At 71.9% G+C, this 17,841-nt stretch carries 11 protein-coding genes; 6 read left to right on the forward strand and 5 right to left on the reverse strand.

Translation table 11 applies throughout. The features are described 5' to 3' along the window. Window positions 1-45 precede the first annotated feature (45 nt). The 5 genes from AB0H12_RS24260 to AB0H12_RS24280 all read right to left on the reverse strand — a co-directional run bounded on the left by AB0H12_RS24260 (window position 46) and on the right by AB0H12_RS24280 (window position 8,654). The gene (locus tag AB0H12_RS24260; protein ID WP_499625487.1) at window positions 46-1,647 is read right to left on the reverse strand and encodes an ABC-F family ATP-binding cassette domain-containing protein; all 1,602 of its coding nucleotides are present in this window, start codon (window positions 1,645-1,647) and stop codon (window positions 46-48) included. Between the two features lie 341 nt (window positions 1,648-1,988). Further along, on the reverse strand, window positions 1,989-2,714 hold the full coding sequence (narI, locus tag AB0H12_RS24265; protein ID WP_499625488.1) for a respiratory nitrate reductase subunit gamma: 726 nt from the start codon (window positions 2,712-2,714) through the stop codon (window positions 1,989-1,991). After that, on the reverse strand, window positions 2,711-3,385 hold the full coding sequence (gene narJ, locus AB0H12_RS24270) for a nitrate reductase molybdenum cofactor assembly chaperone (RefSeq protein WP_499625490.1): 675 nt from the start codon (window positions 3,383-3,385) through the stop codon (window positions 2,711-2,713). Before narJ ends, narI begins: the two co-directional genes overlap by 4 nt. Further along, entirely contained in the window at window positions 3,382-5,025 is a 1,644-nt protein-coding gene (gene narH, locus AB0H12_RS24275; protein WP_499625492.1) for a nitrate reductase subunit beta, read from the reverse strand. The genes narJ and narH overlap by 4 nt, the downstream gene beginning before the upstream one ends. After that, window positions 5,025-8,654, reverse strand: coding sequence for a nitrate reductase subunit alpha (locus AB0H12_RS24280; RefSeq protein WP_499625682.1), 3,630 nt, complete (start codon window positions 8,652-8,654; stop codon window positions 5,025-5,027). The genes narH and AB0H12_RS24280 overlap by 1 nt, the downstream gene beginning before the upstream one ends. Window positions 8,655-9,308: 654 nt before the next feature. Between AB0H12_RS24280 and AB0H12_RS24285 the strand changes: the two genes are divergently transcribed. From AB0H12_RS24285 to AB0H12_RS24310, 6 genes are all read left to right on the forward strand, one after another. Then, entirely contained in the window at window positions 9,309-13,271 is a 3,963-nt protein-coding gene (locus AB0H12_RS24285) for a CHAT domain-containing protein (protein WP_499625493.1), read from the forward strand. Between the two features lie 263 nt (window positions 13,272-13,534). Then, entirely contained in the window at window positions 13,535-15,061 is a 1,527-nt protein-coding gene (locus AB0H12_RS24290) for an acyl-CoA synthetase (protein ID WP_499625495.1), read from the forward strand. A gap of 63 nt (window positions 15,062-15,124) precedes the next feature. Then, the gene (locus tag AB0H12_RS24295; protein ID WP_499625497.1) at window positions 15,125-16,177 is read left to right on the forward strand and encodes an aromatic ring-hydroxylating dioxygenase subunit alpha; all 1,053 of its coding nucleotides are present in this window, start codon (window positions 15,125-15,127) and stop codon (window positions 16,175-16,177) included. After that, window positions 16,174-16,395, forward strand: a complete 222-nt coding sequence (locus AB0H12_RS24300; RefSeq protein WP_499625499.1) for a hypothetical protein — start codon at window positions 16,174-16,176, stop codon at window positions 16,393-16,395. The genes AB0H12_RS24295 and AB0H12_RS24300 overlap by 4 nt, the downstream gene beginning before the upstream one ends. Before the next feature lie 11 nt (window positions 16,396-16,406). After that, entirely contained in the window at window positions 16,407-17,342 is a 936-nt protein-coding gene (locus AB0H12_RS24305; RefSeq protein ID WP_499625500.1) for a PDR/VanB family oxidoreductase, read from the forward strand. Window positions 17,343-17,395: 53 nt separating this feature from the next. Beyond that, window positions 17,396-17,737, forward strand: coding sequence for a hypothetical protein (locus tag AB0H12_RS24310; RefSeq protein ID WP_499625502.1), 342 nt, complete (start codon window positions 17,396-17,398; stop codon window positions 17,735-17,737). Window positions 17,738-17,841 lie beyond the last annotated feature (104 nt).

Here is a 17,841-nt window from a genome sequence, read left to right on the forward strand (position 1 = left end):
CTCCGGCCGCGGTTGCCCGCAGCCGGAGCCGTCCCCCGGGGCAGATCACAGAGCCAGCCGTGGCCACGGTTCCGTGTCGCGCAGCAGTTGCCGGTCGTGCGTGGCGATCACCACCGCGGCCGGGGTGGAGCCGAGCGCGGCGGTCAGCTCGTCGACCAGCGCGGCCGACAGGTGGTTGGTCGGCTCGTCCAGCAGCACCACGTGCGGACGGGCCGCCAGCACCAGCGCCAGGTCGAGCCGCCGCCGTGCGCCGACCGACAGCTCGTCCACCGGCCGACGCCGGTCGTAGCCTTCGAGCAGGCCCAACTCGCCCAGACCCGGCCCCGTCACGCCCGACCGCGCCAGCTGCTCGTCGTACAGCTCCGCCGCCGTGCGCCGACCGTGCGGGTCGGACTCCTGGCCCAACCGCCCGATCCGCGCCGCCCGGGCGCGGGTGACCGTTCCCGTGGTCGGCTCCAGGTCTCCTGCCAGCACGGACAGCAACGTCGACTTGCCCGCGCCGTTGGGCCCGGTGACCACGAGCCGGTCGCCCGAGTCCAACGCCAGGTCGACCGGGCGGGCGAGCCTCCCGGCCACGGTGACGCCGTCCGCCCGCAGCGGGGTCGCGCCGCGGTGCTCGGGCAGCTCCGGCATGGCGAACCGGGTCGGCGGCGGCGGGACCTCCACCACGTGCGCGCTCAGCTCCTCCTGTCGTCGGTGCACGGCGCGCACGAGGCCGGGCGCGCGGGTCGCGCGGCTGTGCTTGCCGTGCCCCTTGGCGGGACGCCAGTTGTCGCGCAGCCGGTTCTGCGCCGCGGACAAGTCGTCGGCCAGGCGCTGCCGCTCGGCGACCTGCTCGTCGTGCAGCGCCTCCCACCGGGCCCGCTCGGCCCGGCGGGCGTCGACGTAGGCGGTGTAGCCGCCGCCGTACACCCGCGGCCGGCCGTCGCTGGACGGGTCGAGGTCGATCACCGTCGTGGCCACGTCGGCGAGCAGCGCCCGGTCGTGGCTGACCAGCACGACCACACCCGGGTGTGCGCGCAGCCGTTCGGTGAGGTGGTCGAGCCCGCCGGCGTCGAGGTGGTTGGTCGGCTCGTCCAGCAGCAGCACGGCGTGCCCGGCGCCGAGCAGGCACGCGAGCCGCACGCGGTGGCGCTGGCCGACCGACAGCGTGCCGAGCGGTCGGGTGCGGTCGCTCGCGGCGTTCAACGCGGCCAGCGAGACCTCGACCCGCCGGTCGGCGTCCCACGCGTCGAGCGCCTCGGCCTCGGCGAGCGCGGCGGCGTAGGCGTCGTCCGCGCCCGGACGGCTGTCGGCGAGCGCGTCGGTGGCGCGCTCCAGGCGGGCCAGGACGTCGCGCACGGCGGCCAGTTCGAGGTCGATCAGGTCGCCGACGGTGTCGGCGGGGCCGAGCGGGAGCTGCTGGTCGGCGACGCCGATCGAGCCCGCGCGGCGCACTTCGCCGCGGTCGGCGGGCAGGTCTCCGGCGAGCACCCGGAGCAGGGAAGTCTTGCCGCGGCCGTTCTCGCCGACCACGGCGACCCGGTCACCGGCGGCGGCGACGAGGTCGACCCCGGCGAGCACGGGCCGTCCGCCGATGGAGAGGTGCACGTCGGACGCGCGGACGTGCGCCGCGCGCACGAGCGCGGGCGTGAGCTGGGACGACATGAAGGGACTGCCTCCGATGAGGGTGATGAGCAGGAAGGACGAAGTCCGGTAGCGCGGACCGCGGTACCGGTGGAGGCGTCGTCCCTCAGAGGAAGAACAGTTGCTGCATCACGTCCACCAGGGTAGGACAAGGCCCGGACCCGCCGCACCGGGATTTCGCCGTGCGGGCCTGTGGCCTTGCCGACAGGAAGACGAAGTCTCAAGCGGGGGCGGGAGGCCCGTGCACGGCCTGGGCCGGCACGTCGGCGATCTCGTCCGGCGCGCCGGTCGGGCACGGCGAAGTCGGCCCCACCCGCGTCACGGCAGGTGGGGCCGACTCGGCCGGTTCCGGCTGACCGCTCCTACTCGTGCTGGTCACCCCAGGCGCGGGCGTAGCGGTTGGCGTCGGGTCGTTGTGGATCACGGCTGCGGTACACGACGTACGGCCGCACGAGGTAGCCGACCGGCGCGCTGAACACGTGCACCAGGCGGGTGTACGGCCAGATGCCCAGCAGCACGAGCACGGTCACGTTGTGCACCTGGAAGCTGAGCGGCGTGCCCGCCATCAGCTCCGGCCGCGCGGAGAACGTGAACAGGCCTCGGAACCACACGGACACGGAGGACCGGTAGTCGTAGCCGCCGCCGATCAGGTTCTCGCCCACGGTGTTGAACATCCCGGTGACGATCGCCGCCGCGAGGAACGCGTACATGACCTTGTCGCCCAGCGTGGTGGCCTGGCGCACCGCGGACACCGTGAAGCGGCGGTACAGCAGGATCGCCACGCCCGCCACGGTGGCCACGCCCGCCAGCGTCCCGGCCGTCACGGAGACGAGGTGGTACATGCCCTCGGTGATCCCGACGAACTCGGTCCAGCTCTTCGGGACCAGCAGGCCCAGCACGTGGCCGCCGATCACGGCGAGCAGCCCGAAGTGGAACAGCGGACTGCCCAGGCGCAGGAGCCTGCTCTCGTGCATCTGCGAGGACCGGGTCGTCCAGCCGAACTGGTCGTGCCGGTACCGCCAGACGTGCCCGACCAGGAACGAGGTCAGCGCGATGTACGGCAGGGCCAGCCACAGCAACGTGCTCATCGTCGTCCTCCCGCTTCGGCGTGCAGCGCGGGGTCCATCGCGAACGGCTCCAACCCCACGTCTTCCTCGGGCGGCCCTTCCGCGGCCAGCGTCGCGATCTTGCGGAGGTCCGCGGCGCTGATCTCCGGCAGCGTGGCGCACACCGCGTCCAGCACGGCCAGGTACGGCGACCCGCCGTCGGCGAGCGAGAGCCGGATCATCTCCAGCACCGGGCGGTGCTCCACCAGCAGCCGCCGCCCGGCGGTGGGATCGGCGGTCGCGGCGAACTCGAGCACGACCGCCAGGTGATCGGGCAGCTCGTGCTCGCCCAGCTCGACACCGGCCGCGCGGTAGGCGTGCTTGAACCGCAGCAGCGCCATGCCGCGCTTCCGGGTGTCGCCGTACGCGTAGTACGACAGGTGCAGGCAGTTGCGCTTGCGCAGGTCGAAGGTCTCGACGTAGTGCTGCGCCAACGCGCTGCCCGTCGAGGACGCCGCGTGGTCGATGAAGGACACCAGCGCGGGTCCGGCGGGCGCCGGCAGCGACCCGGCCGCCGCGCGCAGCTCGGGCAGCAGGCGCGCCATCGCCTCGGCCGGGTAGTCGATCAGGAGCGCGGCGATCCGCCACACCAGCCGGCTCTCCCGGTCCGGCGCCTCCGCGACCTTCTTGTCCCGCTTGCGCAGCACGCTCATGCGATGGCCTCTGGTTCGTGCGCGGTGGTGGCGCCGTTGCCGTTGCCCCCGGCGGGGAACAGTCCCTTGGTGTCGACGCCGTCCCAGTCGAGCAGGTTGATGCGCTTGGCCTTGTCGGCCGGTGCCGCGCCGTTGGTGTCGGTCAGCTGGAACTTCTCCGCCATCACCTCGAACGCGGTCATGCCGGGACCGCCGTCGCCGTCCAGGCTGCACCCGGTGGTCAGGGCCTCCAGCCGGTGCGCGTCCGACCCCGCGCCGCCGGGGATCACGTAGCGGTCCTCGTACTTGGCGATGGCGAGCAGGCGGTACATGGACTCGATCTCGCCGGGCGCCAGCCGCACCGACGCGGCGATCGAGTCGTCCACGTCCTCGCCGAGGTTGACCTTGCGCATGTGCGCGCGCATCGCGGCCAGCCGCTGCAACGAGGCCCGGACCGGTCCCACGTCACCGGCGGTGAACAGCTCGGCCAGGTACTCCACCGGGATGCGCAGCGCGTCGATGGCGCCGAACAGGTTGCCCACCGCCTCGCCGTCGTGGCCGGTCTCCGACAGCACGTCGACCACGGGCGACAGCGGCGGCACGTACCAGACCATGGGCATGGTGCGGTACTCCGGGTGCAGCGGCAGCGCGAGCTGGTAGTCGACGATCAACCGGTACACCGGCGAGTTCTGCGCGGCCTCGATCCACTCGCCGGAGATGCCCGCCCGCTCGGCCTCGGCGACCACGCGCGGGTCGTGCGGGTTGAGGAAGACGTCGAGCTGCGCGGGGTAGAGGTCCTTGTCGTCCTTGACCGACGCCGCCTCGCCGACCTTGTCCGCGTCGTAGAGCAGCACGCCGATGTAGCGCAGCCTGCCGACGCACGTCTCGGAGCACACCGTCGGGATGCCCACCTCGACCCGCGGGTAGCAGAACGTGCACTTCTCCGCCTTGCCCGTCTTGTGGTTGAAGTAGATCTTCTTGTACGGGCAGCCCGTGACGCACTGCCGCCAGCCGCGGCACTTGTCCTGGTCCACCAGCACGATGCCGTCCTCGGCGCGCTTGTAGATCGCGCCGGACGGGCAGGACGCCGCGCAGGACGGGTTGAGGCAGTGCTCGCAGATGCGGGGGAGGTAGAACATGAACGTCTGCTCGAACTCGAGCTTGACCTGCTCGGAGAGCTTGCCCAGCAACGGGTCCTTGCCGATCTGCGCCGGCCCGCCGCCCAGGTCGTCGTCCCAGTTGGCGCCCCACGTCACCTTCGTGTCCTCGCCGGTGATCGACGACTTCGGCTTGGCGGTGGGTGTGGTGTCCGACGGCGGCGCGGACAGCAGGTTCTGGTAGTCGTAGGTCCACGGCTCGTAGTAGTCCGCCACCGTGGGCATGTCCGGGTTGGCGAAGATGTTCAGCAGTCGCTTGAGCCGCGAGCCGGTGCGCAGGGTCAGCTTGCCGCGCTTGTTCAGCGCCCAGCCGCCCTTCCACTTGTCCTGGTCCTGGTACTGGCGCGGGTAGCCCTGCCCGGGCCGCGTCTCGACGTTGTTGAACCACGCGTACTCCACACCGCCGCGATTGGTCCACGCCTGCTTGCAGGTGACGCTGCACGTGTGGCAGCCGATGCACTTGTCCAGGTTCATCACCATGGCGAGCTGTGCCATCACGCGCATCAGTACTGCACCTCCTGGCTCCGGCGGCGAATGGTCGTGACCTCGTCCCGCTGGTTGCCCGTGGGACCGTGGTAGTTGAGCGCGAAGGACTGCTGTGCGTAGCCGCCGATGAGGTGCGACGGCTTGACCATCAACCGGGTCAGCGCGTTGTGGATGCCGCCGCGCTTGCCGGTCGCCTCGGTCCGCGGCACGCCGACGGCCTTGTCCTGCGCGTGGTACATGAACACCGTGCCCTCGGGCATCCGGTGGGACACGATCGCGCGGGCGACCACGATCCCGTTCCGGTTGACCGCTTCGATCCAGTCGTTGTCCTCGACCCCGATCTTCGCGGCGTCCCGGTCCGACATCCAGATCGCCTGCCCACCCCGGGACAGCGTGAGCATGTGCAGGTTGTCCTGGTACGCCGAGTGGATCGACCACTTCGAGTGCGGGGTCAGGTAGCGCACGGTCACGCCGCCGTTCAGCGCGCCGACGGCCGGTTCGTCGAACAGCGCCGTCATGTCCAGCGGCGGCCGGAAGACCGGCAGCTGCTCGCCGAGCTCGAACATCCAGTCGTGGTCGAGGAAGAAGTGCTGGCGCCCGGTGAGCGTGTGCCAGGGCTTGAGCCGCTCGGTGTTGATCGTGAACGGGGAGTACCGCCGGCCGCCGGTCTCGCTGCCCGACCACTCCGGCGAGGTGATCACCGGCACCGGCCGGGCCTGGGTGTCGGGGAAGGTGATCCGCTTGCCCTCGCTCTCCGCGGCCAGGTCGGCCAGCCGGGTGCCGGTCCGGCGTTCCAGGGCGCGGAAACCCTCCGTGGCCAGGCGGCCGTTGGTCGTGCCGGACAAGGCCAGGATCGCCTCCGCGGCGTGGGTGTCCTTGGCCAGCGACGGCCGTCCCGCCGCGACACCGGACGGGACCGTCCCGTTGGCGCCCTTGAGGTACTCGACCTCCTCGTCCGGGTGGGTGGTGACGCCCTTGGTGGTCAGCCCGACCTGCTCGACCAGCGGTCCGAGGGCGGCCATCTTCTCGCCGACCGCCGGGTAGTCGCGCTCCACGACGACCAGCCTCGGCATGGTCTTGCCGGGGATCGGCTCGCACTCGCCGTTCTTCCAGTCCAGCACCCGACCGCCCGGCTGCGCGGTGGCGTCGGCGGTGTCGTGGGTGAGCGGGACGGCCACGATGTCCTTGCGCTTGCCCAGGTGCTTCTCGGCCAGCCAGGAGAACCCGCGGGCGATGCGGTGGAACGCCTCGAAGTCGGTCTTGGTCTCCCACGGCGGGGAGATCGCGGGCGAGAAGGCGTGCACGTAGGGGTGCATGTCGGTGGAGGACAGGTCGTGCTTCTCGTACCAGGTCGCCGCGGGCAGCACGACGTCCGAGAACAGCGTCGTCGACGTCATCCGGAAGTCCAGCGACAGCAGCAGGTCCAGCTTGCCGACCGGCGCCTCGTCGCGCCAGGTCACCTCCTGCGGGCGCACCCCGTCGGAGTCCTTGGCGCGCAGGTTGGTGTCGGTGCCGAGCAGGTGCTTGAGGAAGTACTCGTTGCCCTTGGCCGACGAGCCGAGCAGGTTCGCCCGCCACACGGTGAGCACGCGCGGGAAGTTCTCCGGCGCGTCCGGGTCCTCGCAGGCGAACCGCAGGTGCCCGGACTTGAGCCCGTCCACCACGTGGTCCGCGGCGGGTTTGCCCAGCCGCTCCGCCTCGTCGGCCAGGTCCAGCGGGTTGCGGTTGAACGTCGGGTAGCTCGGCATCCACCCCAGGCGGGACGCGAGCGCGATGTTGTCGGCCGCGGTGCGACCGGCGAAGCGCCCGGTGCCCAGCGGTGACGACATCACGTCCGAGGTGAACGGGTCGTAGCGCCACTGGTCGGTGGCCAGGTACCAGAAGATCGTGCCCTGCATCTGCCGGGGCGGGCGCTGCCAGTCCAGCCCGAACGCCAGGGTGGACCACCCGGTGATCGGGCGGCACTTCTCCTGGCCGACGTAGTGCGCCCACCCGCCGCCGTTGACGCCCTGGCAGCCGGTGAGCATGGTCAGCGCCAGGAACGAGCGGTAGATCTGGTCGGAGTGGAACCAGTGGTTGGTGCCCGCGCCCATGAGGATCATGGACCGGCCCTTGGAGCGCTCGGCGTTGTCGGCGAACTCCCGGCCGATCCGCTCGGCCGCGGCGGCGGGCACCCCGGTGATCGCTTCCTGCCACGCGGGGGTGTAGGGCTGGGTGGCGTCGTCGTAGCCGGTGGGCCACTCGCCGGGCAGGTCGTCGCGGCGCACGCCGTACTGGGCGAGCAGCAGGTCGAACACCGTGGTCACCCGCCGACCCGCGACGATCCGCGTCGGCACGCCCCGGTGCAGCACGCCCGGCTCGCTGGTGTCGAACCGCGGCAGCGCCACGGTGACCGGGTCGCCGCCGCGCGCGGACAGCAGCGGGTCGACGTCGCCGAGGTCGAGGTTCCACTTGCCCTGCCCGGAGTCGGTGAACCGGTGCCCGAGCGACCCGGGCGGGACCACCGGCTCGCCGTGCGCGTCCAGCAGCACGGTCTTGGACTCCGCTCCCTCACCGGTGTCGCCGAGGTCCGCGGCGGTGAGGAACTTCCCCGGCACGTAGCCGTCGTCGGATTCGGTCAACGTGACCAGGAACGGCAGGTCGGTGTAGCGCTTGACGTAGTCGGTGAAGTACGGGGTGGTCTTCTCGACGAAGAACTCCCGCAGGATCACGTGCCCCATCGCCATGGCGAGCGCCGCGTCGGTGCCCGGGCGGGCGGGCAGCCACTCGTCGGCGAACTTGGTGTTGTCGGCGTAGTCCGGGGACACCACGACGACCTTCTGGCCCCGGTAGCGCGCCTCGGTCATGTAGTGCGCGTCGGGGGTGCGGGTGACCGGGACGTTCGAGCCCCACATGATCAGGTAACCGGCGTCGAACCAGTCCGCCGACTCCGGCACGTCGGTCTGGTCGCCGAACACCTGCGGGCTCGCCACCGGCAGGTCGGCGTACCAGTCGTAGAAGCTCAGCATCGAGCCGCCGATCAGCGAGACGAACCGGGCGCCGGCCGCGTGGCTGACCATGGACATCGCCGGGATCGGCGAGAAGCCCGCGACCCGGTCCGGGCCGTAGCGCTTGATCGTGTGCACGTGCGCGGCGGCGACCATCTCGGCGGCCTCCCACCACTCGGCGCGCACGAAGCCGCCCATGCCGCGGGCGGCCTTGTACCGGCGGGACTTCTCCGGGTCCTCGACGATGTCGGCCCAGGCGAGCACCGGGTCCTTCAGCCGTTCCTTCGCCTCGCGGTAGTACTCCAGCAGCACGCCGCGCACGTACGGGTAGCGCACCCGGGCGGGGGAGTAGGTGTACCAGGAGAAGGACGCGCCGCGGGGACAGCCGCGCGGCTCGTACTCCGGCTTGTCCGGCCCGATCGACGGGTAGTCGGTCTGCTGGGACTCCCAGGTGATCACGCCGTCCTTGACGTAGACCTTCCACGAGCAGGAGCCGGTGCAGTTCACCCCGTGGGTGGAGCGCACCACCTTGTCGTAGGCCCACCGGTCCCGGTAGAACACGTCGGCGCCGCGTCCACCGATCTGGTGCAACGTGCGCCCGTCCGCGGAGGTCTCGCCCCGCTGGAAGTGCCTGGCCAGGCGCAGCAGCGAGTCACCGATCTCGGAATCGGGCTCCGCGGCGTTCGGACGAACGCTACCGGCGGAGAAATTCGACACGGCGATCACCTCCGAAGTAATAGTGAATCGCTAAATCGACAGTCGTCGTCAATGGCTCTGCTGGGTCACCTTAGGGGGCGGCCGGGATGCCTACAAGAAAGGATTGGAATCCGCACGCTATCGCCCCGCAGGCGGTGAGCACGACGTAACGTCACGTTTACGACCGCCCTGCGTCGCACGTCCGCACCTTGATCGACCAACCCCGGTCGACCTGTGGTTATGTGCCCTCCTGCGTCTAGGTGGCACCGTGCGTGACGGGAGTCGCCCGGCAGGTTCACACCTATCTTTAACATCCAAGTCACACCCGTCGGGGGTGGAGGTGCGGAGTCGTCGGCGGGTCGGGATGGGTATCGGTGATTTCGGGCTGTCGAATTAGTCCGCCGCGAGCGTCGCCCGCACGACGGCCTGACCATCCCGATCCTCGGGTCTCGCACAGCGGTCACCGTGGCTCCGCGAGGCGCCGAGGCGGGAACTGACCGCGACACTTCTGCGGGTTCCTTTCCCGCAACGTATTCCGACGAGGGCGTGGTGGAGTCAGGCCTGGGAGTCGGAGGACACCGACGGTAACGTGGCGGCGACGCTGCGCGAACCACAAGTGTGGAGACCGAGCAGCTGGCCGCCTCGCTCTTCCGGCGGGTCGACGCCTTCTTCCGGGACCAGGACGTCGACGCGGTCCTGGCGTCGGAGGCGCTCGCGGAAGCCCATGCGCTCGCGGACGCGACCGATGCGGACGCGGTCGTGGCCGTGGCGTACCTCTGCTGGTGCCGGTTCTTCGCCGGTGACCAGGACCTCGACACCGTGTCGGCCTACCTGAACCGGTTCCTCGCGCTGCGGCCGGCACATCCGGAGGTCCTGCCGGTCCTGTTGTCGGCCGCGCTCGACCTGGTCGACGGAGGCGGCGCGGGGGAGGGCGAGTTCGACCCGTTCTTCCTCTACAGCCTGGGCGGCGGCTTCGCCTCCCGCTTCGAGGTGACCGGGGACCGGCTGGACCTCGACCGCGCGGTCGCGGCGATGACGGCGTGCGCCGCCCGGCTCCCGGAGGGCGAGGAGCTGCACGGGGCGGCGTCGTGCCGGCTCGGCGGGTTCCTGACGCTCCGGCTCCGGTTGGACGGTCCGGACGGCCCGGACGACGTCGAAGCCGCCCGCGTCCTCACCGCCTGCCTCGCCGCGTCACGGCCCGGCCAGGGGCACCGGCCCGTCGCGATGGCGAACCTGGTCGACCTGCGGGCCACGCAGTACTTGCAGCGACCCGGGCCCGAACGGGCGGACCTGCTGATCGAGGTGATGTCGCGGACGTGGCACGACCCCGACGCGGGCGACGACGTCCGGGCGCACGTCGCCGAACTCACCACCGGCCTGCTCGCCGGCTTGGGCGAGCACGTGCGGCTCGGCGAGCCGGACCGCATGATCGCTCTCTACCGCCTCGGGGTGGCGGCGACCGAGCCCGGCCACCCGGCTCACGTCCACGCTCTGCTGGAACTGGGCGTCGCGCTCGCCTCCCGCGCTGAGACCGGCACCACGACCGTAGACCTCGACGAGGCGATCGAGGTGTTGCGCCGCGCCGCGCCGCTCGCGGAGCAGTTGCCGCTGACGGTGCCGCGGGCGCTGGCTCAGACCCGGTTGTGCCTCGTCCACCTCGCCCGCTTCGAACGGTTCCAGGACCCGCTCGACGTGGAGCACGGCGTCGCGGCCGGGCGTGCCGCCCTCGGCCCGGCGCGGGGCGAGCAGCCGTTGACCGACTACTGCGTGGTCAACCTGGCGAACGCGCTGCTGTCGGCGCACCTCTGCGGCGTGCCCGGCGCGCTGGCCGAGTCCATCGAGCTGCTGCTGACCGCGGTGGACAGCGGCAGCACCGACCTCAGGGGCCGGGCGAGGGTGCAGCTCGGCACCGCATACCGACTGCTGTTCGAAGAGACCGGCGACCGCGCGGCCATCGACGAGGCGGTGCGCCGGCACAGGTCGGCCGGTGACCACGTCCCGCCGGACCGGCCGCACTACGTCGACCACCTCAACCTCCTGGCCATCGCGCTGTCCGACCGCTCCCGGAGGTACGGCAGCGACGAGGACCTGGACGAAGCGATCGAGCTGTACGCCGCCGCGGCGGCAGTCAGGCCGGACGGGCATCCCGAGCACCTGCTGGACAAGGCCAACCTGGTGCGGGCGCACCTCGCCCGCTACCAACGGCACGGCGACCCGGACTCGGCCACGCGCGCGCTGGCCATCGCCCGCGAGATCACCGCGCCCGAGTTGCCGCCGGGCATGGCGGTCGTCCAGCTGGGGGCGGTCGGACACGCCCTGCTCACCGCGTACGAGCTCTTCGGCTCCGCGCGCGACCTGGACGACGGGATCGCGGTGATCCGGCGCGGGATCGCGGGTGGTGTCCGTCCGGATCCCTCGTTGGTGAACCAGCTCGGCGGCGCGTTGCTCCGCCGCTTCGAGCGGACCGGCGCCGCGGCGGATGCGGTGGAAGCGGTGGACGCTTTCCGCGAAGCGCTGGCCGCAGTCGGGCCGACCGAGGTGCTGCGGCCCGAGATCCTCTCCGGCCTGTGCGAGGGGTTGGGGCACCTCTACCACCTCACCGGCGACCCCGCGCACCTGGACGCGGCCGTGGAGGTGGGCATCGAGTCGATCGCCGGGCTCGAGGGCACGACCCGCCACGCCCGGCACTCGACGAGCCTCGCGAACGCGTACACGACGCGCTTCCGCGTCCGGCACGACCTGGCCGACCTCGACCGCGCCGTCGAAGCTCATCGCGGCGTCCTGGCGGCCACGCGCCCGAACGAGCCCGGCCGGGTCCGCTACCTGTCCAACCTCGGTGGCGCGCTCGCCGACCGCTTCGGGTTCACCGGCCAGGCGGGGGACCTGGACGAGGCCGTCGCCCTGCTGCGGGAATGCGTTTCGCGCACCACGTCGGGCGAAACCCAGCACGCGGTGCACTCGTACAACCTCGCCGCCGCGCTGCTCAATCGCCACCGGGCCGGACACGACCCGGCCGATCTCGCCGAGGCCGTCGCGGCGCTGTCGGTCGGGGCCGCCTCGGTCGCGTCGCCGGCGCTCGACCGGATCCAAGCGGCGTCGTGGTGGGCCGTTGCGGCGGCCGGGCACGACGTGGCGTCGTCGCTCGCCGGGTACGAGCAGGTCGTGGCGTTGCTGCCGGTGCTCGCCTGGCACGGCCTGCACCGCGAGGACCAGCAACGGCAACTGCTCGCGCTGGTCGGGGTCGCTTCGCACGCCGCCGCCACCGCGCTCACGGCAGGTCGTCCCGAACGGGCCGTCGAACTGCTGGAGCAGGGCCGGTCCGTGCTCTGGTCGCAGGTCCTGGACCTGCGCACGGACCTCCTGGCGCTGCGCGACGTGCGACCGGACCTCGCGCGGCGGTTGGCCGAACTGCGCGACGGCCTCGACGAGGCTCCCGCGATCGACCCCACACCCGCGACGCGCGACCGCCGCATGACGCTCGCCCGGCAGTGGGACGAGACCGTGGCCGAAGTCCGCGGGCTGCCGGGGCTGGCCGACTTCCTGCGCCCGCCGCCGTTCGCCGAGCTGCTCACCGCCGCGACCGGCGGACCGGTCGTCATCGTCAACGTGAGCCCACTGCGCTGCGACGCCCTGGTCCTGACCACCCGCGGCGTCGACGTGGTGCCGCTGTCCGACCTGACGGCGGTCACCGCGACCGAACGGGCCGAGGAACTCGCCGCCGCCGCGCGCGCCGCCCACGACGTCGCCGGGATCATCGCGCACAACACCGTCCTGAACGACGTGCTGGCGTGGCTGTGGCGGGCCGTGGCGCAGCCCGTGCTCGACCACCTCGGCCCGACGCCCCGGCTGTGGTGGTGCCCGACCGGCGCGATGACCCGGCTGCCGCTGCACGCGGCAGGCATCCCCGGCACGTCCGCGTCCGTGCCCCACCGCACGGTGTCCTCCTACACACCCACGATCAGAGCGCTTTCCCTGGCGCGGAGGGACAAGCCGGCCGAGCGCGACGGCACGCTCGTCGTCGCGGTCCCCGACGCGGCGGACGCCGCCCCGCTGGACGTCGAGCCGGAAGTCGCCGTGCTCACCGAGCTGTCACGAGGCACGTGCACCGTCCGCCGATCGGCCGACGCGGAGCGCCACCGGGTGCTCGCCGACCTGCAGCGGCACACCCACGTGCACTTCGCCTGCCACGGCGTGGCCGACGCCCGACAGCCGTCGACATCGGGACTGGTGCTGCACGACGAGCTGCTGACGGTCGCCGACGTCTCCCGCCTGCACCTCAGCGGCGAACTGGCCTACCTGTCCGCGTGCGACACCGCGAGCGGAGGCGACCTGCCCGACGAATCGTTGCACCTGGGCGCGGCGCTCCAACTGGCCGGCTACCGCAACGTCGTGGCCACCCTGTGGCCGATCCGCGACACCACCGCCGCCGAAGTCGCCCGCGGCTTCTACCAACGCCTCGGCACGACGATGGCCGGCGACCAGGCCGGGTACGCGCTGCACCGCGCCGTGCACGACCTCCGTGCCCGAGGCTGGGACACGCTGCCCTCCGCCTGGGTCCCGTACATCCACGTCGGCCCCTGAACCGAGCCGTCGCACGCCGCCGGACGCGGGTGCTCACCGTCCCTCCGGCACGGCCGCCGCCGAACGCGCGGTCAGCCCGAAGCACGCGCACCTGCCGACGCCCCGACCCGTGCGAACGTGACGGTGCCGGTCGCGGGCTCTCCTCCACCTAACGTTGGGCAGAATCTTGACGACCGACATGGATGTGCCTAACTTCAAGGTGGGGTTGGTTCCGGGCGGATCGGCCCGCCTGCTGGACCCGGTCAAGGACAGGAGGGGTCGTCATGCGAAACCAGGGCATCGGCTCGTGGACCGCACGGCGGGTCCGCAAGACGCCGGAGAAGGTGGCGGTGATCCACGAAGGTCGTGGGTCGACCTACCGGCAACTGCACGAGCGGGTGCTCCGGCTCGCGCACGGCCTGCGGCGGGTCGGTGTGAGCCGGGGCGACCGGGTCGCCTACCTGGGACCGAACCACCCCGCCTTCCTGGAGACGTTGTTCGCCGTCGGCGCGCTCGGCGCGGTGTTCGTCCCGCTGAACACGCGGCTGGCGCCGGCGGAGGTGGCGCACGTCCTGACCGACTCGGGCAGCGACGTGCTGGTGTACGCCCCGGAGCAGGCCTCCGTCGTCCACGCGGTCCGGGCCGCCGCGGGGCCGACGCGGATCATCGCGCTCGACCACCCCGCCGCGGGCGAGTCCTCGTACGAGGAGTTGATCGCGGCGTCCGAGGCCGATCCGATCGACGAACCGGTCACGCTCGACGACCTCTGCCTGATCATGTACACCTCGGGCACGACCGGGCGACCCAAGGGCGCCATGCTGACCCACGGCAACCTCACCTGGAACACCGTCAACGTGCTGGTCGACGTCGACCTGGCCAGTGACGAGGTGACGCTGGTCGTCGCGCCGCTGTTCCACACCGCCGGGCTGAACATGACCTGCCTGCCCACGCTCATCAAGGGCGGCACGGTCGTCCTCATGTCCGCTTTCGACGCCGCCGGGGTGCTCGACCGGATCGAAGCCCACCGCGTCACGTACATGTTCGGCGTTCCCACCATGTACAACGCGATCGCCGCCTGCCCGCGCTGGGAGGAGGCGGACCTGTCCAGCCTGCGGCAGGTCAACTGCGGCGGCGCGCCCGTGCCGGAGTCGACCATCCGCACCTACCAGCGGCGCGGCCTGTCCTTCAGCCAGGGCTACGGCATGACCGAGACCTCTCCCGGCGCCTTGTACCTGACCAAGGAGATGAGCGAGGCCAAGGCGGGAACCGCCGGTGTGCCGCACTTCTTCACCGACGTGCGCGTGGTCGGGCCGAACCTGGCCGACGTCGCGCCCGGTGAGAAGGGCGAGATCGTGATCAGCGGTCCCACCGTCATGCGCGGCTACTGGCAGCGCCCCGCGGACACCGCGCGGGCGTTCGGCCCCGACGAGTGGTTCCACTCCGGCGACATCGCCACGCCGGACGAGGACGGCTACATCGCCGTGGTCGACCGGCTCAAGGACGTGATCATCTCGGGCGGGGAGAACATCTACCCCGCCGAGGTCGAGAGCGTCCTCCACGAGCACCCCTCGATCGCCGAGTGCACCGTGATCGGCGTGCCCGACTCCCGGTGGGGTGAGGTGGGCCGCGCGGTCGTCACCGTCAACCCCGGCGCGGAGACGACCAGCGAGCTGGACGTCCTGGCGTTCCTGCGTGCCCGGCTGGCCGGCTACAAGATCCCGAAGTCCGTGGTGTTCGTGGACGAACTGCCGCAGAGCGCCACCGGGAAGCTGCTGAAGAAACTCGTGCGCGCCCGTTACGGCGCGAGCTGACCCATCGGACGGTCCACCGGAGACGCAGCGCGTGGAGATCACCGCGCGGGAGGTTGCCAGATCATGACGTTCGCGCGTAACCACTGGTACGTGGCGGCCTACGGCCGCGAGATCGGGCGAGAGCTGTTCGCCAGGACGATCCTGGGCGAGCCGCTGGTGTTCTACCGCAGCGAGGCGGGCGAGGTGGTGGCGCTGGCCGACCGGTGCGTGCACCGGCGCTACCCGCTCTCGGAGAGCAGGCTGGAAGGCGACACGATCGTCTGCGGCTACCACGGCTTCACCTACGACAAGGCCGGCAGTTGCGTGTTCGTGCCGGGGCAGGCGCGGATCCCGCGCGCCGCGCGCGTGCCGTCCTACCCGGTGGTGGAGCAGGACTCGTTCGTCTGGGTGTGGATCGGCGACCGGGACCGGGCCGACGAGGCGCTGATCCCCCGCGCGCCCTGGCTCGCCGACCCCGCTTACACGACGGTGTGCGGGATGGAGCCGTTGGCGGCGCGGTACGAACTGCTGGTGGACAACCTGATGGACCTGTCGCACGAGACCTACTTGCACGGCGGGTACATCGGCACACCCGAGGTGGCGAACACGCCGATCACCACCGAGGTCGACGAGGACGCCCGGATCATCTACGTCAACCGGCACATGGCCGACGCCGCGTGCCCGCCGTTCTACGCCAAGTCCACCGGGATCCAGGGCAGGATCACGCGCTGGCAGGACATCGAGTACCACCCGCCGTGCCTGTACCTGCTGCACAGCCGGGTCGCGCCGGTCGGCGTGCTGCCCGAGGCCGACGGCTCGGACCCGCACGGCTTCCACGTCGAGGTCGTCTACGCCATCACGCCGGAGACCGAGCACAGCACGCACGACTTCTGGGCCGTGGCACGGGATTTCGCGCTGGACGACCAGGAAGTGTCCGACTTCCTGCGTGACAGCAACCGCACGGTGGTCCTCCAGGACGTCACCGCGCTGGACCTCCTGGAGCGCGTGATCCGGTCCGAGCCGGAGGGCTACCGGGAACTGTCGATCAACATCGACACCGGCGGGCTGGCGGCACGGCGCATCCTCAAGCGCATGGTCGCGGAAGCCGACGAACCCGCGAAGGCGGTCGCGACATGAGCGACCGGGTGGGGCCGCCGCGCGGCGGCACGGTCTACCGCATCCACTGGGAGCTGGGCGCCGACCTGCTGGTGGGCGTGTGCCACTGCGGGGCCGAGCACGACTCGGACGATCCGGTGGAGCTGTGGGACTGGCTGCTGGCCCACCCGGAGGGCCACGAATCGTCGCCGGCCGTCCCGCCGCCGGCCGAACGGCAGCCGGTCGAAGCCCACCGGTGAACAGGAGCCCGATGACCGCGTCCACCGCGCACGGGGAGTTCGACGTCCTGGTCGAGCGCAAGGAGCTGATCGCCGACGGCGTCGCGCGGCTGTCCCTGCGCCACCCTCGCGGCGAACCGCTGCCCGCGTGGGAACCGGGCGCGCACGTGGACCTCGTGCTGGGGCCGGACCTCGTCCGCCAGTACTCGCTGTGCGGCGACCCGGCGGACCGCTCGACGCTCCAGGTGGCGGTGCTGCACGAGCCGTCCGGCCGTGGGGGATCGCGGTATGTGCACTCGACGCTCAGCGAGGGTTCCGCGGTGCACGTTCGCGGGCCGCGCAACCAGTTCCCGCTGGTGGCGGCGGAGCGCTACCTGTTCGTCGCGGGCGGCATCGGCATCACGCCGATCGTGCCCATGATCAGGGCGGTCGCCGGTCGTGGCGCGTCGTGGCGGTTGCTGTACGGAGGTCGGACGCGTTCGTCCATGGCCTTCGTCGGAGACCTGCGCGACCGGTACGGCGACCGGGTGGTCGTGCGACCGCAGGACGAGACCGGGTTGCTGGAACTGGACTCGTTCTTGGCGGCGGACGCCGAGGTCTACTGCTGCGGGCCGGAGCCGCTGCTCGCCGCCGTGGAGCAGCGCTCACCCGCTCGTCTGCACGTCGAGCGTTTCAGGCCGAAGGCTGTCGAGGGCGAGCGCACGTCGTTCGAGGTCGAGCTGGCGCGGTCGGGCCGGACACTGGCCGTGCCGGAGGACGAGTCGATCCTCGACGCGGTGGAGGAAGCCGGGGTCACGGTGCTGTCGTCGTGCAGGGAGGGGACGTGCGGCACGTGCGAGACGGGCGTGCTGGAGGGCGTTCCGGACCACCGGGACTCCGTGCTCGACGACGAGGAGCGGGCGGCCTGCGACGTGATGATGATCTGCGTGTCGCGGTCCCGAAGCCGACGACTCGTCCTCGACCTGTGACCCCCGGTCGAAGGGCTCAGCGCTGTAGTGGTCGCCGACCGTCGAGCTGACCAGTGTTGGTCACGCCGGGGGAGGCGGGCGGGGCCGCCGCGTTGATCGCCCTGGGACGGGAACCGCTGGAGGCGCTCCGGAAGGCCCACCGCCTCGGGCACGACGACCTCGTCGCGTTCGCGGTGTACAACCAGGCGGGTGTCCTGCTGATGGCCGGAGACCTCGGGGCGGCGGCCGACACGTGCCGGGAGGCGTTGCGCCTCGTGGGCGACCGGAACCCGGGCCCGGCCGCGCTCGTCCTGGACGGCCTGGCCACCGCGTTGGCCGCCGACGGCCGGTCGGAGGAGGCGGGCGAGGCACGCGGGCGGGCCGAATCGATCCGCACGCGCCCCGACAGCGGCTGACCCGTCACGACCACTGCCGCACCGAGCGCTCGCACCCCGTGAAACGCCATCCCGGGCGGGGACGATAGCCGCTCCGTACCGGCGAAACCGAGGCACGGGCGGAG

Source organism: Actinosynnema sp. NPDC023794 (assembly GCF_040639675.1).
GTDB classification, from domain to species: domain Bacteria; phylum Actinomycetota; class Actinomycetes; order Mycobacteriales; family Pseudonocardiaceae; genus Actinosynnema; species Actinosynnema luteola.